The sequence below is a fragment of the Pseudomonas sp. RIT-PI-a genome, from assembly GCF_001187875.1.
GTDB lineage: Bacteria > Pseudomonadota > Gammaproteobacteria > Pseudomonadales > Pseudomonadaceae > Aquipseudomonas > Aquipseudomonas coleopterorum.
On the sequence record NZ_LGIR01000032.1, the window covers coordinates 97120 to 118656 of the forward strand.

The 21537-nt window shown below is 62.5% G+C and carries 16 protein-coding genes; 2 read left to right on the top strand and 14 right to left on the bottom strand.

Annotated elements, in window-relative coordinates; genetic code table 11:
- Window positions 1-8 precede the first annotated feature (8 nt).
- The 6 genes from AC788_RS18445 to AC788_RS18470 form a co-directional block, all read right to left on the bottom strand.
- Window positions 9-776 (bottom strand): SDR family oxidoreductase, encoded by a 768-nt coding sequence (locus tag AC788_RS18445; RefSeq protein WP_049862013.1) that lies wholly within the window; start codon window positions 774-776, stop codon window positions 9-11.
- A gap of 720 nt (window positions 777-1496) precedes the next feature.
- Window positions 1497-2213 (bottom strand): ABC transporter ATP-binding protein, encoded by a 717-nt coding sequence (locus AC788_RS18450; protein WP_049862014.1) that lies wholly within the window; start codon window positions 2211-2213, stop codon window positions 1497-1499.
- Window positions 2210-3085, bottom strand: a complete 876-nt coding sequence (locus tag AC788_RS18455; protein ID WP_049862015.1) for an ABC transporter ATP-binding protein — start codon at window positions 3083-3085, stop codon at window positions 2210-2212. Before AC788_RS18455 ends, AC788_RS18450 begins: the two co-directional genes overlap by 4 nt.
- Window positions 3082-4386, bottom strand: coding sequence for a high-affinity branched-chain amino acid ABC transporter permease LivM (livM, locus tag AC788_RS18460; RefSeq protein WP_049862016.1), 1305 nt, complete (start codon window positions 4384-4386; stop codon window positions 3082-3084). The genes AC788_RS18455 and livM overlap by 4 nt, the downstream gene beginning before the upstream one ends.
- A gap of 2 nt (window positions 4387-4388) precedes the next feature.
- Window positions 4389-5303 (bottom strand): ABC transporter permease subunit, encoded by a 915-nt coding sequence (locus tag AC788_RS18465; protein ID WP_049862098.1) that lies wholly within the window; start codon window positions 5301-5303, stop codon window positions 4389-4391.
- A 144-nt stretch (window positions 5304-5447) separates the two neighbouring features.
- Window positions 5448-6581: a branched-chain amino acid ABC transporter substrate-binding protein gene (locus tag AC788_RS18470; RefSeq protein WP_049862017.1), complete on the bottom strand. Its 1134-nt coding sequence runs from the start codon at window positions 6579-6581 to the stop codon at window positions 5448-5450.
- A gap of 498 nt (window positions 6582-7079) precedes the next feature.
- Here AC788_RS18470 and pncB point away from each other — a divergent pair, with 498 nt between their 5' ends.
- A complete protein-coding gene (gene pncB / locus AC788_RS18475) occupies window positions 7080-8285 on the top strand; it encodes a nicotinate phosphoribosyltransferase (RefSeq protein ID WP_049862018.1) in 1206 nt (401 codons plus the stop codon).
- A gap of 124 nt (window positions 8286-8409) precedes the next feature.
- On the opposite strand, the gene azu is transcribed toward pncB, so the two are convergent.
- The 4 genes from azu to AC788_RS18495 all read right to left on the bottom strand — a co-directional run bounded on the left by azu (window position 8410) and on the right by AC788_RS18495 (window position 14777).
- Window positions 8410-8859, bottom strand: a complete 450-nt coding sequence (gene azu / locus AC788_RS18480) for an azurin (protein WP_049862019.1) — start codon at window positions 8857-8859, stop codon at window positions 8410-8412.
- Between the two features lie 105 nt (window positions 8860-8964).
- Entirely contained in the window at window positions 8965-9855 is an 891-nt protein-coding gene (locus tag AC788_RS18485) for a transglutaminase family protein (RefSeq protein ID WP_049862020.1), read from the bottom strand.
- Window positions 9855-12341 carry a circularly permuted type 2 ATP-grasp protein gene (locus AC788_RS18490; protein WP_049862021.1) on the bottom strand — a complete coding sequence of 829 codons (2487 nt, stop codon included), beginning with the start codon at window positions 12339-12341 and terminating at the stop codon, window positions 9855-9857. Before AC788_RS18490 ends, AC788_RS18485 begins: the two co-directional genes overlap by 1 nt.
- 84 nt (window positions 12342-12425) lie before the next feature.
- Window positions 12426-14777 (bottom strand): transglutaminase family protein, encoded by a 2352-nt coding sequence (locus AC788_RS18495; protein ID WP_049862022.1) that lies wholly within the window; start codon window positions 14775-14777, stop codon window positions 12426-12428.
- A 228-nt stretch (window positions 14778-15005) separates the two neighbouring features.
- On the opposite strand from AC788_RS18495, the gene AC788_RS18500 reads away from it, so the two are divergent.
- Complete coding sequence (locus tag AC788_RS18500; protein WP_049862023.1) at window positions 15006-16040, top strand: hypothetical protein; 1035 nt, start codon at window positions 15006-15008, stop codon at window positions 16038-16040.
- A 47-nt stretch (window positions 16041-16087) separates the two neighbouring features.
- On the opposite strand, the gene AC788_RS18505 is transcribed toward AC788_RS18500, so the two are convergent.
- From AC788_RS18505 to AC788_RS18520, 4 genes are all read right to left on the bottom strand, one after another.
- A complete protein-coding gene (locus AC788_RS18505) occupies window positions 16088-18391 on the bottom strand; it encodes a YgiQ family radical SAM protein (RefSeq protein WP_049862024.1) in 2304 nt (767 codons plus the stop codon).
- A gap of 267 nt (window positions 18392-18658) precedes the next feature.
- Window positions 18659-20056, bottom strand: a complete 1398-nt coding sequence (dnaB, locus tag AC788_RS18510; protein ID WP_049862025.1) for a replicative DNA helicase — start codon at window positions 20054-20056, stop codon at window positions 18659-18661.
- 115 nt (window positions 20057-20171) lie between these two features.
- Window positions 20172-20618, bottom strand: a complete 447-nt coding sequence (gene rplI / locus AC788_RS18515; protein ID WP_043191123.1) for a 50S ribosomal protein L9 — start codon at window positions 20616-20618, stop codon at window positions 20172-20174.
- A 21-nt stretch (window positions 20619-20639) separates the two neighbouring features.
- Window positions 20640-21536 carry a hypothetical protein gene (locus AC788_RS18520; protein WP_049862026.1) on the bottom strand — a complete coding sequence of 299 codons (897 nt, stop codon included), beginning with the start codon at window positions 21534-21536 and terminating at the stop codon, window positions 20640-20642.
- Between the last annotated feature and the right edge of the window lies 1 nt (window position 21537).

The window sequence follows — 21537 nt, forward strand, 5'->3', positions numbered from 1 at the left end:
CGGCCCGATCAGGCCTTGCCGGGACGCTCGACCGCAAAGCCGGCCCACGATTGCGTGACCGGCATGACTTCCAGGCTGTTGATGTTGATGTGGGGCGGCTGGGTCAGAATCCAGTAGATGGTTTCGGCGATGTCCTGCGGCTGGATCGGGTTGGCGCCTGCATAGGTGGCATCGTAGCGCGCCTGGTCACCGCCGAAGCGCACCAGCGAGAATTCGCTTTCGCACATGCCCGGCTCAAGGTTGGTAACACGCACGCCGGTACCTTGCAGGTCACAGCGCAGGTTCAACGAGAACTGCCCGACAAAGGCTTTGGTGCCGCCGTACACGTGGCTGCCGGGATAGGGGTAATTGCCGGCCACAGAGCCCAGGTTGACGATCGTGGCACCCTTGCCGTGGGCAATCAGGCGCGGCAGCAGCAGCCGCGTGGCGTAGATCAGCCCTTTGATGTTGGTATCGACCATGGTGTCCCAATCGTCCAGGTCGCACTTGGGCGCAGGGTCTGCGCCCAATGCCAGACCTGCGTTGTTGACCAGTCCACTGATGCTGGCGAACTCCTCGGGCAACCCGGCAATCGCCGCCTCCATGGCCTTGCGGTCACGGACGTCGAGCACCAGCGGGAGTACGCGCGTCTTCGCCGACAGCTCTTCGCTCAACGCGGTCAGACGCTCTTCGCGGCGGCCGGTCAGAATCAACGACCAGCCGGCCTCGGCGAAACGCCGCGCGCAGGCTTCGCCGAATCCGGACGTGGCGCCAGTGATGAATACCGTGGAAGTCATGCGGTTCTCCTGAGGGTGTGGCTGCGGCGCATGGGCGCGTCAGGCTCAAGCCGTGGCCACCGAGAATGGGGCTTTGCAGAATGCCCGGCCAATGGGCCGTATGCAACTGATCAATAATCGACCACCCACGCCAAACCCGCAGGGTTAAAGGCTCGCGGACGGTTACCAGCATGTTATCCACAAGCGGTTCCACAGAGACTGGGGGCAATTGTCGTTGCCGGGACTGTCGCATTCCGAAGGCCGAACAGACGCCGTTAGAACTTTTTGGCTTGACCGGCAAGGGCTATTGCGCATGCCTGCTTCGCCCGTGGTTGGCAGGGGAAATACGACCAAAGGCGCAACGCCAATGAATACGCCCCTTTTCGAGGTATTTCCAAGGCTTGTTCACAGAGTTATCCACAGGATGTTGTACTGCTGTCACTCTGGTTGGCACGGTGGATAAAACAGTTGACAAAGCTACCTGTCGATCCCTATCAAACCCCTGTACGTTTTTTGATCAGAAGCCTGCAGGCTCCGATTCTCGTGGGCTGCAGCGTGATACCACCAAGTTGTCCACAACCGGTTCCACAGCAATTGGGGACAAGCGTGGATTGTGGCATTCCGATGACTGACAGTGGTTTTATGTCGCATGCGCGCGCTGCGCCGGATTTGTTTTCCACAATTGCGCGAACCCACGAAAAACGCCCCGGACGGGGCGTTCTGCGGCGCTGGAGCTCGGTATCAGTGGCCGCCCAGGTAGGCGTTGCGCACCTCGTCGTTGCTGAGCAGCTCACGGCCCGTTCCGGTCAGACGGATCTCGCCATTGACCATTACATAGGCACGGTCCGAAAGCCTGAGCGCGTGGTTGGCATTCTGCTCGACCAGGAAGATGGTCATCCCGCTCTGCGCCAGTTCGCGCAGGGTCGAGAAGATCTGCTTGACCACGATCGGGGCCAAACCCAACGACGGCTCGTCGAGCAACAACAGCTTGGGCCGACTCATCAATGCCCGGGCGATGGCAAGCATCTGCTGCTCACCACCGGACATGGTCATGGCGCGCTGGTTGCGCCGCTCCTTGAGCCTGGGAAACAGCTCGAACATGCGCTGCATGTCTTCGCTCGAGTGCTTGTCGCCGATGGGGATGGTACCCATCATCAGGTTCTCTTCCACCGACATGTCGGGAAAGACCCGGCGGCCTTCCGGCGACTGGGCGATGCCGTTGGAGGCAATGTAGTGGGACGACTTCTGGGTGATGTCGGTGCCACGGTAGATGATCTGCCCCGCACTGGCGCGCGGCTGACCGAAAATCGACATCAACAGCGTCGACTTGCCCGCACCATTGGAACCGATCAGGCTCACCGTCTCGCCCTCGTCGATGTGCAGCGAGACCTTCTTCAGCGCCTGGATCGGACCGTAGTGAACGTCGATCTCCTTCAATTCGAGGATGGGCGTACTCATACCAGCTCCTCCTCTTCGGCGCCCAGATAGGCCGCGATGACCTTGGGGTCGCTGCGGATCTCTTCCGGTTTGCCCTTGGCGATCACGTTGCCGTGGTCCAGCACCACGATGTCGTCGGAAATGCTCATTACCATGCCCATGTCGTGCTCGATCAGCACCACCGTCATATCGTGTTCGTCACGCAGCAGGCGGATCATGCCGCTCAGTGCTTCGGTTTCCTGGGGGTTGAGGCCCGCCGCCGGTTCGTCCAGGCAGATCACCTGGGGCCGGGTGCACATCGCCCGGGCAATCTCCAGGCGTCGTTGCTGGCCATAGGAAAGCTCGCCGGCCAGGCGGTTGGCGCAGTTCACCAGGTCCACCACTTCCAGCCAGTAGAACGCGGTCTTGATGGCGTCCTCTTCGGCCTTGCGATAACCACGGGTGTTGAGGATGCCCGCCAGCATGTTACGGTTGACCCACATGTGCTGGGCCACCAGCAGGTTTTCCAGCACCGACATTTCCTTGAACAGGCGAATGTTCTGGAAGGTACGGGCCAGGCCTGCGCGGTTCACCAGGTGGGTACCGCCGAACATCTTGTACCAGACACGGCTGGCGAAGCTGCGCGGTGAGACGAAGTCCGCGGCCTGGAACGGCTCGCCCAGCAGCTTGATGACGTTGGTCTTCTGGCCGCGGGCATTAAGCTCGATGCGCCCGCCAGTGGCTTTGTAGAACCCGGTCAGGCAGTTGAACACTGTGGTCTTGCCGGCACCGTTGGGGCCGATCAGGGCAAAGATCGAATTGCGCCTGACCTGCAGGCTGACATCGCTCAAGGCCTTGATGCCACCGAAATGCATCATCAGCTTCTCGACCGACAGAATGACTTCGTTACTCATGGCGTAGTCCCCTTGGCATCGATCAATGCACCTTTCACCGGCTTGATGCCGGTACGGCTGATACGGATCAAACCCCGTGGCCGCCAGATCATCATCAGCACCATCAATACGCCAAACAGCAATACCCGGTACTCGGAGAAACTGCGCAGCAACTCCGGCGCCACGGTCAGCACGAACGCGGCAATCACCACGCCAACGGTCGAGCCCATGCCGCCGAGCACCACGATGGCCAGGATCAGCGCCGACTCGAAGAAGGTGAACGAGGTGGGGTTGACGAAGCCCTGATAACTGGCGAAGAACACCCCGGCCAGACCTGCGGTGGATGCCCCGATGGTGAACGCCGAAAGCTTGACCAGCACGTGGTTCAGGCCCATCGAGCGGCAGGCGATCTCGTCTTCGCGCAGCGCTTCCCAGGCACGCCCTACCGGCATGCGCGTGAGCCGATGCTTGATGTACAGAACGGCCAGCACAACCAGGAACAGCACGGCGTAGATGAACACGAATTTCAGGTCGGGGTTGTATTCGAAACCGAAGTACTCATGGATCGGCACCCCGCCGTCACGGGCGCGACGGCCGAACTCCAGACCGAAGAAGGTGGGCGACGGCACCGGAACGCCGTTCGGCCCGCCGGTGAACGACAACCAGTTGTTGAGCACCAGGCGAATGATCTCGCCGAAGCCCAGGGTCACGATGGCCAGGTAATCGCCGTGCATGCGCAACACCGGGAACCCCAGAATGCACCCCGCCAGCGCCGCGGCGATCGCGGCCAGCGGCAGCGCCGACCAGAAGCCCAGCCCCAGGTACTGGTAGCCCAGCGCCAGGCCGTAGGCGCCAATGGCGTAGAACGCCACGTAGCCCAGGTCGAGCAGACCGGCCAGGCCGACCACGATGTTCAGGCCCAGGCCGAGCAGTACATAGATCAGCCCGAGAATGACCACGGTGAGGATGTACTTGTTGGCGAAGATCGGGAACACGATGGCAATCACGATCAGCGCCGGAATGATGAAGCGCAGCCGCGACTTGTAGTCCGGCGGCAGCACGTGCACACCGGAGCCCGAGCTCTCGAAGCTCTGGGAGATGGCCAGCCCGCGAGGCGTCTGCAGGAACAGACTGAGCAGGAAGCGCCCGGCCATCACCGCCGCCACCAGCCACGCCACGCGTGCCGGTTGCAGGTTGAAGCTGTAGCCGTCGAGCACGATGCCGACGATGGGGCCGAACACGATCAGCGCCAGCAAGCCGGCAATGACCATGTCGACCAGGCTTTTCTTGATATCGACAGGTTTGGCAGTAGGTGCGGACATACTTATACCTTCGCCACGAGTGGGCGACCCAGCAGGCCTTGGGGACGGAAGATCAGGATCAGCACCAGCAGGCCGAAACTGAACACATCCTTGTAGTCGGAGTTGATCAAACCGGAGAACTGCGATTCGGCAACCCCCAGGATCAGGCCACCGAGCATTGCACCGGGCAACGAACCGATACCGCCCAGTACCGCTGCGGTGAACGCTTTGATGCCGATGATGAAACCGGCATAGAAGTCGAACGTGCCGTAGTTCATGGTGATCAACACACCGGCCAGGGCCGCCATGGCAGCGCCAATGATGAACACGTAGGAGATCACCCGGTCGGTGTTGATGCCCAGGATGGAGGCCATCTTGCGGTCCTGCTGGGTCGCGCGGCACATGCGTCCCAGCTTGGTGAACTTGATGATGTAGGTCAGCACGCCCATGCCCACGAAGGCAGCGATGAGGATGAAGATCTTGGTGTAGGTGATCTGTACGAAACCAGTACCCACTTCGAAGCGCCAGGCGCCTTCGAGCAGCGTCGGTACGCCTTGTTGACGAGCCCCCTGGCTGATCTGCGCGTAGTTCTGCAGGATCAGCGATATACCGATGGCGCTGATCAGCGGCGCCAGGCGGGTCGAGTTGCGCAGCGGCTTGTAGGCCACGCGCTCGATCACGAAACCGTACACACCGGTCACCACGATGGTGAACACCAGCGTACCGAGAATCAGGAACGGAAAGGATTCGAGGCCGAAGAACGACAGCACGGCCAGGCCGATGGCCGCCAGGTAGGCGCTGATCATGTACACGTCGCCGTGGGCGAAGTTGATCATGCCGATGATGCCGTAGACCATGGTGTAGCCAATGGCGATCAAGCCGTACACCGACCCGAGGGTCAGTCCGTTGATCATTTGTTGCAGGAAGATACCGTCCATCATGCACTCTCACGAACGTCTGGAACCGCGCACCGCGCAGGGTGCGGGCAGCCCTGAAGGCGCCCGCCACCCGTCAGGCGGTATGGAGGGAAACAGGGGCCACCGCAGGGGCGGCCCCGGCTGGCGTGCGCCAGCGCAAACGTCCTACTTCTGCTGCTCCAGCTGCTTGTACTTGCCTTCGGCGTTCCACTGGTAGACCACGTAGTCGGACACTTTCAGGTCGCCCTTGGTGTCCCAGGCCTTCTCGCCCATGACGGTCTTGACCGGGTTGGCCTTGAGCCACTTGGCAGCGTCCTCGCCCTTGTTCGACTTGGCGCCGTTGAAGCCTGCGGCCAGCGTCTGCAGCGAGGCGTAGGCGTACAGGGTGTAGCCTTCAGGCTCGTAGCCGGACTTGCGGAACTCGTCGACTACGGCCTTGCTGTCGGGCAGCGCGCGCGGATCGGCGCCGAAGGTCATGTACACACCGTCGACGTATTGCGCGCCGCCGGCGGTGGTGACCAGTTCGTCGGTGACGATGCCGTCATCGGACATGAACCTGACGTCCTTGAGGCCTTGCTCGCGCATCTGCCGAACCAGAGGACCGGCTTCGGGATGCAGGCCGCCGAAATACACCACGTCGGCGCCGGTGGAGCGGATCTTGGTGACCAGGGCGCTGAAATCCTTCTCGCCGCGGGTCAGGCCCTCTTCCAGCACGGGTTTGACACCCCGTGCGGTCAACTGCTTGGCAGTCGCATCGGCCAGGCCTTTACCGTAGGTGTCCTTGTCGTTGATGACCGCGACTTTCTTGCCCTTGAGCACGTCGACGATGTAGTTTCCGGCGACGACGCCCTGCTGGTCGTCACGACCGCACATGCGCAGGATGGTGTCCAGGCCGCGCTCGGTCACCTGCGGGTTGGTCGAACCAGGCGTGATCATGACGATACCGCCATCGGCGTAGATTTCCGACGCCGGAATGGTGGAAGACGAACAGAAGTGACCGACAACGCCGATCACACCATCCTGCTCCAGCTTGTTGGCCACAGCCACCGCCTGCTTGGGCTCGCAGGCATCATCGCCGGCCACCAGCACGATCTTCTCCCCGTTCACGCCACCGGCCTTGTTGATGGCGTCCGCTGCCGCTTGTGCACCCTTCATGTACTGCTCGCCGAACGATGCGTTGGCACCGGTCATTGGCCCTGCTACACCGATCTTGACGTCGGCTTGAACAATCGACGAAGCGCCCAGCGCAGTTGCCACTGCGAGAGCCAGAAAACCTTTCCTGTAGAACGTCTGCGACATGAGTGGTGCTCCTGAATTTTTTTGGTTGGCACTACAACTTCAGCGCCAACCTCCGAGCAAGCGCCGTGCCAGCGCATTTACCCGCACTGAACAGTTTTTGCTTTCCCAGGGATCGCGCAGCGCCGGGACCATTTTCTACAGGTCGTGCAACCCTCTGGCACGGGCTCGGTGACACCCATAAACAGCAGCGGTACAACCCGAGCGTGCCATCATTGCAACCAGCCGTTGTGCGCGTGGGCAACCATGCTGTAACAGCCGACGTAACCGAAGTGCACACTGTCGGTGCATTACTGCTACACCGCGCACCACAGGGTGCTCCTGCCATCTCCGGACCAGGCGACGTTGTACCTGCCCCAGGAGCCATTCGACAGGCACTGGCAGCAGGCCGCGCCGGACATCGCACGGTCGCATCCACCCCTGTCCCAAAAAGCTGGCAGAATGTGCTCTTACTGTGCGCCACCGCTGTTCCAAATGAGGCACGCGGTTCTGGAGACCCTGATGAGCGAGAGCGTATTCGCCGATCGCATCGTGCAAAACCTGCTCGACACCGATCTGTACAAGTTGAGCATGATGCAGGCTGTGCTCCACAACTATCCCAACGTCGATGTCGAGTGGGAGTTTCGTTGTCGCAACGGGGAAGACCTGCGGCCCTACCTGAATGACATTCGCGAACAGCTCGAACAGCTGTCCGAATTGAGCCTGGGCCCGGATCAGTTGAGCTTTCTGGAAGGCATCAATTTCATGAAGCCGGACTTTCTGCGCTTCCTGGGCCTGTTCCGCTTCAATCTGCGCTACCTGAGCATCGGCATCGAGAACGATCAGCTGTTCATCCGCCTGCGCGGGCCGTGGCTGCATGTGATCCTGTTCGAAGTACCGTTGCTGGCAACGGTGAGCGAGGTGCGCAACCGCATTCGCTATCCCGATGTGCTGCTCAGCCAGCCGCGGGAAAAGCTCTACCGCAAGTTCGAATGGCTGCAGGCCAATGCCAGCAGCGAAGAATTGGCGGAGTTGCAGGTGGCCGACTTCGGCACCCGTCGGCGTTTCTCCTACAAGGTGCAGGAGGAAGTGGTCACGGTGCTCAAGCACGAGTTTCCGGGGCGTTTCGTCGGCACCAGCAACATGCACCTGGCCCGCCAGCTAGACCTCAAGCCGCTGGGGACCATGGCCCATGAGTGGATCATGGCCCATCAGCAGCTGGGGCCGCGGCTGATCGACAGTCAGATCGCCGCACTCGATTGCTGGGTCCGTGAATACCGCGGTCTGTTGGGCATCGCCCTCACCGACTGCATCACCATGGACGCGTTTCTCGGGGATTTCGACCTGTACTTCGCCAAGCTCTTCGATGGCCTGCGCCATGATTCGGGCGACCCGGTGGTGTGGGCGGAAAAAGCCATTGCCCACTACCGCAAGCTGGGCATCGACCCGATGACCAAGACCCTGGTGTTTTCCGATGGGCTGAACCTGCCCAAGTCGCTGGAGATATTTCGCGCCCTGCGCGGGCGCATCAATGTGAGCTTCGGCATTGGCACCAATCTGACCTGCGACATCCCGGGCGTGGAGCCGATGAACATCGTGCTGAAGATGACCGACTGCAACGGCCAGCCAGTGGCGAAGATTTCCGACGAAGCCGCCAAGACCCAATGCCGCGACCCCAATTTCGTCGCCTACCTGCGCCACGTGTTCAAGGTGCCGGAGCAGGTGTAAGACACACCCGCGCAGTGCCTGTAGGAGCGGTCCATGGCCGCGAACGAGCCGACGCATTCAAACAGGCATACCGCGGCGCTTTCTTCGCGGCCAATGACCGCTCCTACCAGGGAGCGGTCGAGACTCAATCAACCAACGTCACCGCCCCCTTCATCATGGCAAGATGGCCAGGGAACGAGCAGAAGAACAGGTACTTCTGTTCGGCCGACAGCTTCGATACATCGAACGACACCGAGTCCTTCTCCCCGGCACCGATGACCTTGGTGTACGCGATCACGCGCTCGTCGCCTTTCTTCAGGTAGCTGTTGTCGATACCGGCACTCATGCCGTCCATGGCGATGCCACGTGCATCCTCTTCCTTGCTCAACACCCAGTTATGCCCCATGACTTCCTTGGGCAGGCTGCCGGAGTGGGTCAGGTTGACCGTGAAGGTCTTGCAGCTCTTGCTGATCTCGATGGCCTTGGTGCCGAAGGTCATCTGGTCGGTCGAATCGACGGTGGTCGAACACTCGGCCGCCAGCAACTGACCACTGGCCAACGCGAGCACCGATACCGCTACAGCTTTTGCGAACATGTGAGTCTCCAGGCAGGGGGAAAGGCTACGGCGGCCATCATTTCATGATTGACCGTACACTGCAGCTATCTGCCAGCACTCAGACATTCGCTGTAAAGATTCGGCTCACGCCATCGGCAGGACGGTCACACGGACCTCGGGATCGTGCCCGCCTCCGCCTAGAATCACCCCGCGCAGCGGCGACACATCGCTGAAATCACGGCCCCAGGCCAGGGTGATGTGTTCCAGGCCCGGCTGGACATTGTTGGTCGGGTCGAAGTCGACCCAACCCTGCATCGGACAGAACACCGACACCCAGGCGTGCGAGGCATCTGCACCGATCATCCGCGGTTGCCCTGGCGGCGGCTGGGTCAGCAGGTAACCGCTGACGTAGCGCGCCGCCAGGCCCCGCGAGCGCAGGCAGGCCAGCATCAGGTGCGCGAAGTCCTGACACACGCCACGGCGGTTTTCCAGGACCTCGACCAGCGGGGTTGCCACCTGGGTGGCCGTGGCATCGAAGGTGAACTCGCCGAAGATCTTCTGCATCAACGCCTGCGCGCCCTCCAGCATCGGCCGGCCAGGCGGAAAGCAGCTCGCGGAGAAGGCCACGAAGCTCTTCTTCAGGCGCACGTAAGGGGATTCGAAGCGGTAGCGACAGGCTTGCAGCACATCCGCCCCCACGGCCCGGCCGCTGTAGCACAGGGCATCACGGGTGAGCTCCCAGCTCGGCGAGAGGGCAAACTCCAGCGGCGTGCGCGGCAGCACCTCGACATGCAGCCGGGCCCCAACCTTGAGCTCGTCATGGGGACGTTCGAAGGCCAACCGCGTCAGCGGGTTGCCGAACACGTCGAGTTCGTCGGTGCGCCGGGTCGGCTCGGGACTGATCGCCAGCGTCTGCTGGTGACAGCGCTGCCAGGCACAGGGCCTGGGCCACAGGTGCGCCAGCTGCTTGGCCAGCGAAACCGGACTGTCGTAGCAGTAACGGGTGTCGTGGACGATCTGGTAATGCGCGCTCATCACACCGACACCGTTTGCTGGCTGACATCATCGACATGGACGAAATGGCGCAACGCCAGACGGTCCGAGACCTGCACGCTGACGCTGGCGATGTCCTCCAGCAAACCGCGCAGGCCATCGAGCACGTCGCGCACGCTGGCCTCACCGAAGAGTGCGTTTTCCAGAGTGCCCAGATCGAAGCGGGTCACGCGCTCGATGAGCGGCTCCAGGGCGCGATCCACCGGCATGTCGAATTCATCGCTCAGACGGCGCACGGCGCGCGCCACCAACTTGAGCTGGAACAGCACGGCATGAGGGTTCTGTGCGTCGAGCAGGAGCAGATCGAGCACCGGGATCAACTGCGGCACGGCCAGGTAGCGCGAGCGATAGGTAATGCTGCTGTTGCCCAGTTCGAGCAGCCAGTCCAGGCCCGCCTGATCGTCCACCGCATCGCCGGCGATGAACGCCGACAGGCCGTTGCTGAGGAACTGCAGGCGTTCGATGCGCCGTCCGATCATCAGGAAACGCCAGCCTTCGTCACGGGTCATGTCATCCAGGGCGAAGCCGGACAACGCGGCCAGGTTCATCACCAGCCGGTTGAGAAAATCGAACAGCTCACCCAGGTCCGGCACTTCGGCGTCCAGGGCCAGAGACTCGCGCTGCAACTCGCCCAGCGCCTGCCAGTTTTCTCGCGACAGCTTGCCGCGCACCTGAAACGCTGCCCACTGCAGACGCTGCAGGTTGGCGCGCAGGCTGAACGCCCAGTCTTCACCGCGCAGCGCCATCAACAGGCGCTCGCGCAGCTCGCCCTCTTCGGGCAGCAGGTTGAGCTTCTCGGCCAGGTCGACCGCAGCCTGCAACGCCTGGGGATCGTCGCCATCCAGGTAGCGGCCAAGAATGATCCGCAGCAGTCGCGCGTTACCGTCGCAACGCTCACAGTAACGACCGAACCAGAACAGGTTTTCCACCACCCGCGACGGCAGGTAGGGATCCATGCGTACCAGGTCGTGAGCACCAATGGTCCGCTGCGCGCGCCACTGCTCGCCGACCGGGGCGTGCTCGCCCAGCACCCAGGTGTCCTTGCTGGCACCGCCATGCTGCATCGACACCACGTCGGCGTCGGCGTCCGTCGCCACGCGGGTCAGGCCACCCGGCAACACCCGGTAGCCGTCGTCGGCGGCGACGGCGAACACGCGCATGCCAATCGCCCGCGGTTGCAGATCGTTACCCTGGCAATGCCAGACCGGCGCCTGGGACAGCTGCGCCATTTCCTGAGCCACGTAGGCATAGGGCCGTGCCTGAATGCGCTCGGTCAACGCCTGGCGCTGGGCCTCGTTCAGATCCCGGCCGAACACCGGGCCAAAATTCTGCGAGGGAAACGCTGGCTTGATCACCAACTCGTCGAGTCGCTCGAGGGCCTGTGCCAGCACTGGCGGCTCGCCGCACCACCAGGTGGCGATCGAAGGCAGGATCAAGCGTTCACCGAACAGGCGCTCGCAGATCCTGGGCAGAAAGCCCAGTAATCCGGGCGATTCGAGCACACCGCTGCCCAAGGCATTGGCCACCATCACATTGCCCTGGCGTACCGCGTCCAGCAGACCGGGCACGCCCAGGGCCGAGTCGGTGCGCAATTCCAGTGGATCGCAGAAATCGTCGTCCAGCCGCCGCATGATCGCGTGCACCCGGCGCAGGCCGCTCAAGGTCTTCAGGTACACCGTGGCTTCGCGCACGGTCAGGTCACTGCCCTCGACCAGCGGATAGCCCAGCTGCCGCGCCAGGTACAGATGCTCGAAGTAGCTCTCGTTGAAACGTCCCGGTGTCAGCAGCACTACCAGGGGTGCTTCGTGGCCGCTGGGTGCCAGGCGGCTCATGGTGTCCTGCACGGTCCGGAAGAAACCGGCCATGTGCTCGACCTTGAGGTCGCGATACAGCTCGGGGAAGGTCCGCGACAGGCTCATGCGGTTTTCCAACGCATAGCCGGCGCCGGAAGGCGCCTGGGTGCGGTCGGCGGTGACCCACCAGCGTCCATCGGGCGTGCGAGCCAGGTCCGCGGCATACAGGTGCAGGAACGTACCCAGCGGAGGCTGCACGCCTTGGCACGGCCACAGGTAGTTGTTGTGCCCGAAGATCAGCTCGGCGGGCAACAGGCCCTCGGCAATGAGCGTCTGCGGACCGTAGACGTCGGCCAGCACGGCATTGAGCAGGCGTGCCCGCTGGGCGATGCCGGCGGCCACCTGACGCCACTCGTGGGCAGGAATGATGTGCGGCAGCAGGTCCAGCTCCCACGGCCGATCGGCACCCTTGGGGTCGGCATAGACGTTGTAAGTGACGCCGTTTTCCTGAATCTGCCGCGTCAACGAGGCCTGGCGCTGCGACAACTGGCCCGGGGCGCTGCGTTGCAGCTGCTCGAACATGCGCCGCCAGTGCGGCCGCACGCCGCCATCGGCTTCGAGCATTTCATGATAGGACCCGCCGGACAGCGAGTATCGGTCAAGCAGGTCAGACATGGCGAAGCTCGGAAGCAGCGTTTAAAGGAACGATTATCGCAGCCTGAACGGTGCACGGATACCGCCCAGGGGTCGCACTTCACCTTATGGACGGCGGCGCATGTCCAGGGTCATCGGCCAGTCATCGTCGACCTTGAGCGGTGGCAGCACCAGTGGGCCAGGGCTATGGCCAATGCGGAAGAAACGCGCCAGGCGCCTGCTCTGCGCTTCGTTGGCATTCACCGGAAGGCTTTGGTAATTGCGGCCACCAGGATGAGCCGCGTGGTATTGGCACCCGCCCAGCGAGCGCTGCGTCCAGGTATCGACGATGTCGAAGGTCAGGGGCACATCGGGCTGGCCAGTGGCATGCTCGTCATGAACGGGCTGCCAGGCGCGGTAGCGCACTCCGGCAACGAACTCGCCTGCACGCCCGGTCGCGGTCAGCGGCAAGGGACGACCATTGACGGCCAGTCGGTAACGATCCGACAGCCAGCCATTGACCCGCACCTGCAGACGTTCCAGCGCGCCACTGGCACTGCCGCGCGCAGGGCCGGGCTCCAGCGCGTGGCGCAATTCCAGTTCGATGCCGGCCACCGCGTAGTCACCGATCGTGGGAAAGCGAAATGCCTGTTGCGCAGCGAACCACCCGCTGTCTATCCCGTAGCCCGCCGCGTTGAGATCGTCGATCACCTCGGCGAAATCGCGCTCGATGAAATACGGCAGCATGAAGCGGTCGTGCAGTTGCGTACCCCAGCGGGTCAACCGGACCGGTGCGTAGGGCGTGCGCCAGAAACGTGCCACCAGGCAGCGCAGCAGCAATTGCAAAGCCAGGTTCATGCGCGCATGGGGCGGCATTTCAAGCCCCTGCAGCCGCAGCAGTCCCTGGCATTCGCTGGGGCCCTCACCCTCCAATCTGACGATGCAGAACTGTGCACGGCGGGGGTCGCCGGCGACATCCACCAGCAGAGGGCGCAAAAGGCGGTCGATCAACCCTGGCGGGCATGGCGTACCGGGTTCGGGCAACTGCGCCAGGGCGATTTCCAGCTCGTACAGTGCATCGCCACGGGTCTCGTCCACTCGCGGGATTGGCCAATCCGAGCCGCTGAACAGATAGGTCAGCGCCGGGTGGTCATGCCAGTAGCCGATCAGGCTGCGCAGCAGGTCGGGCCGACGCAGGAACGGTGAATCCTCTGCAGTCTCGCCACCGAGCAGCAGCGCATTGTCCGCACCGGTCCCCACTTGCCGGCCGTCGACCCTGAACCGCTGGGTCTCCAGGCCGCTCTGCCGGGCCTGCTCATACAAGTGATCGATCTGCTCGACCGACTGCGCCCAACTCGTCGACGACGGCAGGTCGACCTTGAACACGCCTGGCGTCGAAGCGCTTTCGAACCGGCTTGGAGGCGGATCGTTTTTCGCGTCCAACTGCCCGTCACCCGCGCCTTGGATGGCCACGAAGGTCGGCTCGCTACCGATGTTCAGGCGCACATCCAACGCTTGCAGATCGGCATCGAGCCGCTGCCCCAACGCCTGCATGTCCGCCCATTGCAGCTCGCTGACTGGCCAGGTGACACGCGGCGTCTGCCAGATGCGCTGCACCGACATCCGGTGCGAAAACGTCACCTCGCACGGCTCCACTCGCCCGCTGATGGGCGCTGCCGACGAGGGCTCGGGGCTGCACGCCAAAGGGATATGGCCCTCGCCTGCGAACAAGCCGGAGGTGGCGTCCAGACCAATCCAGCCAGCACCAGGCAGGTACACCTCGCACCAGGCATGCAGGTCGGTGAAGTCGACCTCGGTCCCGGACGGGCCGTCCAGCGCCTGCTCGTCGGCCACCAGTTGGATCAGGTAGCCGGACACGAAGCGCGCCGCAATCCCCAACCGGCGCATCAGCTGCACCAGCAGCCAGGCAGAGTCACGGCACGACCCCGCGCCGGTCATCAGGGTGTGCTCGGGCGTCTGCACGCCTGGCTCCATGCGCAGCAGGTAGCGAATGTCCTGGCTGAGCTGCTGATTGAGCCTGACCAGGAAGTCGATACTGGGGATTGGCGTGCGGTCGATGCCGTTCAGGTACGCTTCGAACCGGGGCGCCAGGGCCAGGGTTTCCAGGTAGGGGGCCAGCTCGTGCTGCTCTTCATGGGTGTAGGCAAAGGGGATGCGCTGCGCGTGCGGTTCGAGAAAGAAATCGAAGGGATTGAACACCGCGATCTCGGCAACCAGATCCACCTCGATGCGCAACTGCGTAGCCTTTTCCGGAAACACCAGACGGGCCAGGTAGTTGCCCTGCGGGTCCTGTTGCCAATTGATGAAATGCTGCGCTGGCAAGACCTTAAGTGCATAGGAAAGCACGCGCGTACGGCTGTGCGGCGCCGGGCGCAGACGCACCACTTGAGGGCCGATCTCGATTTCACGGTCATAGCGGTAATGGGTGACGTGGTTCAGTGCGACATGAATCGACACGGCGTGCCTCCTGCGAGCCTGGAACGTGAGCAGCGCAAGACTCATGCCATACGGCCACAGCGGCCTTGGAGCGAGTCTGCGATGAAGGCTGGCTGCAAAAGAGTGCCGGGGCCTGGGCGCTGTATCAGCGTCGCATACATTGAGCGTGCCGTCTTGCGATAAACATGTATCGCGGCGCTGCGCTCCAGCGCCATTACTTTGCGGGCTCACCTCTTCAGAGACACCCGTATGACAATCGACGAACGCACCACCGAACACGAACCACTGCCGACCCCTGAAGCCGCTCGGCAAGAACCGCAGTTCGATACCCGCGACACCTGGCAGGCCTACCAACGAGAACATTACAAATGGCGAACCGGGCTGAGCACCGTCAACGACGCCGATATCCCCGCCGATGAGGGCGAACCGCCCGCGCCAGGCTTTGCCGATATCGTTCTGGAAGTGGCGCTCGGCATCCTCGGCTCGGGGCCTGGCGGTCAAGTGGGGCGAGTAACGACACGGCCCGCGGCATCTCGCCCGCCATTGCGGCCCACCTCCCTGCGACCGACCCTCACACCCAAACCACCGGCCACGGCGATCAAACCGTCAGCGACGAGCAGCGGATTCAAGACCAGCCAAAAACTGGCGAGTGCAATTGCCCGCCTGCGCAACGGCGCGCGCCTTCGGGCCAATGGCGACCTTGCCAATCAGGCCATCGCCAACCGTGCACCTCGCGAGCCTCATGCTGGAGCAACCGAGCTGTCGTTTCTCGAAGGCCTGTTGCAGCAGCGCGCCAACAGCAACGCCAGAGGTCCCGGGCAACTGCACTCAGTGGCTGAAATCCAGGCCCTGGACTTCGAAGTGCCGGAGCGGGTCTACCGTGGTCACATCGGCAACACCATTGAAAGCGCCGCAGTCAACGGGCTGGAGCGCGCGCCCGGCGGCAACCTGCAGGGCGATGACTATCTTGCGGCGATCATCATGCACACCGCTCGCCAGGGTGGGAGCAATGGAGAGGTGCTGTCGCTGAGCGCGCAGCGGGCCATCGCCAGTAAATTCGCCAAGGGCCGTGGTGCTCCTGTGTTCGAAATAGACACCACCCAGGACCCGACAGCCTTTCGCACCATCAACGATATTCTGCTGGCCGACTCGCAGCGGCTGATAGAAGCCAGAAAGGTGACACGCGCCACGGTGCTCAAGGCCATCGACAACATAGCCGTGCACCGCGAGTTCGAGGTTTTCTACGTACACGGGGACATTCCAGCCGGCTTCCTGGTGCCGTGAGAACGCCTTTCGGCGATCTCACCCGGCATCCAGAGCCATCTGCTATCTCAGCGTGGTAGCACCGGCTGGCGCGTAGGCTTCTTCTTGCCCTTGCCCGGCTTGGCTGCCTGCTGACGGTCCTTGGCGGCCTGCTTGCTGCGGGCTTCGGCGGCGGCCTTGGCCTGCTCGCGCTTGTCCCACGGCTTGGAGCCATCGCTGGCGCGCGGCGGCAAACCGGTGTGCTGGGTCAGGATGCGCGTTTCCTTGGCCACCTTGTGGCTGCCCGCAGGCGTGGAGTTCTTGCGCCGTGCGCTCTGGTAGGTGTCGGTAGCCGGCTGGTGCAACGGAATCAGCTGGTTTTTCCCCGGCCCAATCAGGTCGGCACGGCCCATGCGCTCCAGCGCCTCGCGCAGCATCGGCCAGCCCTTGGGATCGTGATAGCGCAGGAACGCCTTGTGCAGACGGCGCTGCTCCTCGCTCTTGACGATGGTCAGGTTGTCGCTCTTGTAGGTGACCTTGCGCAGCGGGTTCTTGCCCGAGTGGTACATGGCAGTCGCCGACGCCATTGGCGAGGGGTAGAACGCCTGCACCTGGTCGGCGCGGAAACCGTTGCCCTTGAGCCACAGCGCCAGGTTCATCATGTCTTCATCAGTGGTGCCCGGGTGGGCAGCGATGAAGTACGGGATCAGGTACTGCTCCTTGCCCGCCTCTTTCGAGAACTTCTCGAACATGCGCTTGAACCGATCATAAGAGCCGATGCCCGGCTTCATCATCTGGTTCAGCGGACCTTCCTCGGTATGCTCCGGGGCGATCTTCAGGTAGCCGCCGACATGGTGCGTCACCAGCTCCTTCACGTACTCCGGCGACTCGACAGCCAGGTCATAGCGCAGGCCCGAGGCGATGAGGATCTTCTTCACGCCCGGCAGTGCCCGCGCGCTGCGGTACAGCTGGATCAAGGATGAGTGATCGGTATTGAGGTTCGGGCAGATACCCGGGAACACACACGACGGCTTGCGGCACGCGGATTCGATCTCCGGGCTCTTGCAGGCGATGCGGTACATGTTCGCGGTCGGCCCGCCCAGGTCGGAGATCACCCCGGTGAAGCCCGGCACCTTGTCGCGGATCTCTTCGATCTCGCGAATGATCGATTCTTCGGAACGGTTCTGGATGATCCGCCCTTCGTGCTCGGTGATCGAGCAGAAGGTACAGCCACCGAAGCAGCCACGCATGATGTTCACCGAGAAGCGAATCATGTCGTAGGCCGGGATCTTCTGATTGCCGTACGCCGGGTGCGGGACCCGGGCATAGGGCATGCCGAACACGTAGTCCATTTCCTCGGTGGTCATGGGAATGGGCGGCGGATTGAACCACACGTCCACTTCGCCATGACGCTGCACCAGTGCGCGGGCATTGCCGGGGTTGGTTTCCAAATGCAGCACGCGGTTGGCGTGGGCATACAGCACGGCATCGCCACGCACTTTCTCGAAGGACGGCAGACGGATGACCGTCTTGTCCCGCGTCATCCGCGGGCTGGCGAGGATCTGCACCACCTTGGCTTCGTTGGGGTCCTCGACATTGCCCTTTTCCTGCTCGATGGCGCAGGCCTGGGTGTCCTGGGTGTTCACGTACGGGTTGATGATCTTGTCGACCTTGCCCGGCCGGTCGATACGGGTCGAGTCGACTTCGTACCAATCCTTGGGCGTATCGCGGCGAATGAACGCGGTGCCGCGGATATCGGTGATCTCTTCGATCTTCTGGCCATAGGACAGCCGCTGGGCCACTTCGACGATGGCGCGTTCGGCGTTGCCGTACAGCAGAATGTCGGCGCAGGCGTCGATCAGGATCGAATGACGGACCTTGTCCTGCCAGTAGTCGTAGTGCGCAATCCGGCGCAGCGACGCCTCGATCCCACCCAGCACGATCGGCACGTGCTTGTAGGCTTCCTTGCATCGCTGGCTGTACACCAGGCTGGCGCGATCAGGGCGCGAGCCGGCCAGGCCGCCGGGCGTGTAGGCGTCGTCGGAGCGCACCTTCTTGTCGGCGGTGTAGCGGTTGATCATCGAGTCCATGTTGCCGGCCGCGACACCGAAGAACAGGTTCGGCTCGCCCAGCTTCATGAAGTCATCCTTGGACTGCCAGTTCGGCTGGGCAATGATGCCCACGCGAAACCCCTGGGCTTCCAGCAGCCGGCCGATAATGGCCATGCCGAACGACGGATGGTCGACATAGGCATCACCGGTGACGATGATGATGTCGCACGAATCCCAGCCAAGCTGATCCATCTCCTCCCTGCTCATGGGCAGGAAAGGCGCTGGGCCGAAGCATTCGGCCCAGTACTTGGGATAGTCAAAAAGCGGCTTGGCTGCTTGCATGTCGATGACCGTATGAAAAATCGCGGGCGCGGAATATAGCACAAAAAACAACCAATTCCGATGGCTTTAGTCGGAAATAGGCGGCGAAGATATTTATCCGGTAGACCTGATCAACCGCAGTGACCCTTTCGCGGGCAGAGCCCGCTCCCACAAGAAGCGGCGCTGCACACGGCTCCTGCGGGAGCGGGGTCCACCCGCGAGGGGGCGCTGTACGCAGCTCCTGTGGGAGCGGGTTCTACCCGCGAAGGGGCCGTACCTGCAGAATCACTACTCGTCGTCGTCGAAGTTGTAGCTGCCCGGCGCAAGGTTCTCGAAGCGAGTGTACTTGCCGATGAATGCCAGGCGAATGAAACCGATCGGACCGTTACGCTGCTTGCCGATGATGATCTCGGCAATACCCTTGTGCTCGGTTTCCGGGTGATACACCTCGTCACGGTAGACGAACATGATCACATCGGCGTCCTGCTCGATCGCCCCGGATTCACGCAAGTCGGAGTTCACCGGACGCTTGTTCGGCCGCTGCTCAAGCGAGCGGTTGAGCTGCGACAGCGCCACCACCGGGCAATTGAATTCCTTGGCCAGGGCTTTCAACGAGCGCGAGATCTCGGAAATCTCGTTGGTACGGTTGTCACCGCTGGAGCCGGGGATCTGCATCAACTGCAGGTAGTCGATCATGATCAGGCCGATCTCGCCGTGCTCGCGCACCAGGCGGCGTGTCCGCGCACGCATTTCCGACGGGCTGATGCCCGCCGTATCGTCGATGAACAGCTTGCGATCGTTGAGCAGGTTGACTGCCGACGTCAGCCGCGGCCAATCATCGTCGTCCAGCCGTCCCGAACGTACCTTGGTCTGGTCGATGCGCCCCAGCGAAGAGAGCATACGCATGATCAGCGAATCGCCCGGCATCTCCAGCGAGTACACCAGTACGGCCTTCTCGCTGCGCAGCACGGCGTTCTCCACCAGGTTCATGGCGAAGGTGGTCTTGCCCATGGACGGACGGCCGGCGACGATGATCAGGTCGGCCGGTTGCAGGCCGCTGGTCTTCTCGTCGAGGTCGGTATAGCCGGTGGACAGGCCGGTAATGGCCGCATCGGTATTGAACAGCGTGTCGATGCGGTCGATGGCCTTGGTCAAAAGGTCGTTGACGCTCACCGGCCCGCCGGTCTTGGGCCGTGCCTCGGCGATCTGGAAGATCTGCCGCTCGGCCTCGTCGAGAATCTCGGCCGCGTTGCGTCCCTGCGGATTGAATGCGCTGTCGGCAATCTCGGTGCTGATGCTGATCAACTGACGCAGGGTGGCACGCTCGCGCACGATCTGCGCGTATGCCTTGATGTTGGCCACCGACGGCGTGTTCTTGGCCAGCTCGCCCAGGTAGCCCAGGCCACCGACCTGAGTACCCTGCCCTTCCTTGTCGAGCTGTTCGTGCAGGGTCACCACGTCGAACGGAGTGTTCTGATCGGCCAGCTTGGCGATAGCGCGGAAGATCAGGCGGTGGTCATGACGATAGAAGTCGCCGTCCGAAACCTGATCGAGCACGCGCTCCCAGGCGTTGTTGTCCAGCATCAAGCCACCGAGCACGGCCTGTTCGGCCTCGATGGAATGCGGGGGCACCTTGAGGGCAGCGGTTTGCAGGTCGTATTGCTCGGGAGCGGATATCTCGTTCATGGCCACTTGGAATTAGGGTTGCAGAAAAACAGCTTCTTCAGAAAGACAAAGGGCACGGCCTGTAAACAGGTCGTGCCCGATGTTAAACCGCCTGGCACCCGAGGTGCCAGCCGACTTATGCAGCTACTACGACAACGCGTACGGTAGCTTCAACGTCGCTGTGCAAGTGCACGGCTACGTCGTATTCGCCAACGTTACGAATGGTGCCGTTCGGCAGACGCACTTCAGCTTTGGCCACTTCGACGCCGGAGGCGGTCAGGGCGTCAGCGATGTCGTGGGTGCCGATCGAACCGAACAGCTTGCCTTCGTCGCCAGCGGTGGCAGTGATGGTCACTTCCAGCTCAGCCAGTTGGGCAGCGCGAGTTTCGGCCGAAGCCTTCTTGTCGGCAGCTGCTTTTTCCAGCTCGGCGCGACGCTCTTCGAACGCAGCCAGGTTGGCAGCGGTCGCAGCGGTAGCCTTGCCGAATGGCAGCAGGAAGTTACGGCCGTAACCGGCCTTAACATTTACCTTATCGCCCAGGTTGCCCAGGTTGGCGACTTTTTCCAGCAGGATCAGTTCCATTTGGTATAAACCTCTTAACTTTTAACCTTCACCGTTCGCGGAATCGCTATCGGTGCCTTTCGGCCCGATTCGGCCGCGAAAATCAATCAGGCTGTCGACAATGGCCAGGACCACGAGCAACGGATAGATCAGCTGCATGAACAGCACGAGCGTGACGTACATCCCTACGAGCCAGAACTTGCCCAGCTTGCCCGCCTTGACCAGCCCATGCATCAGGGCCAGCCCGGCGAACACCAGCGGTACGCTGCACAGCGGCGTCAACATGGCCATCTGAGGTCCGAAGTTCGGACCAATGAGCATGCACGCCAGCAGCAGGACCGCTGGCCAGAGTGGAATACGTATGGCGCGAAACTCGCTGCCGAAACCACCCGGGTTGTACAACGCCGCCTGCCAGTAACGCCCCAGCATCAGGGCTGCCACGCTGACGACTTGCAACAGGGCCGCTATCAGTCCGTTGAGTACCGGTGCAATGAGGTTGCCGAGGTTTGCCCGCTCTTCCACCGACATCTGCTGGTAGAGACCACCGAGCATCTGCGGCAGGCGTTCGTTCAACGCCTGCGCCAACGCTTCGATGGGTTCGCGAAACACCACACCCAACAACACTCCGTACACCAGCCCCAGCGCTATGCTGGCCAGCAGCACGCGATTCCAGGCCCATCCCGCGCGCAACAGCGCCGCGAGCCCCAGCGCGCCCAGCAACACCATCAAGGTGCGCGGTTCGCCGAAATACCACCAGGCCAGAGCCGGCAGCAGAGCCCAGACGAGGACGCCAAAAGCGTCACTCATGCCGCGCCGCAGGTACACCAGGCACGCTGCGGCAGCACTCAACCAGAACAACAGCGGCAATGCCGCACATCCGACCACAACCAGTGTGGCCTGCATGCGACCGCGCATGATGAAATCAGCCAGGGCACGCATG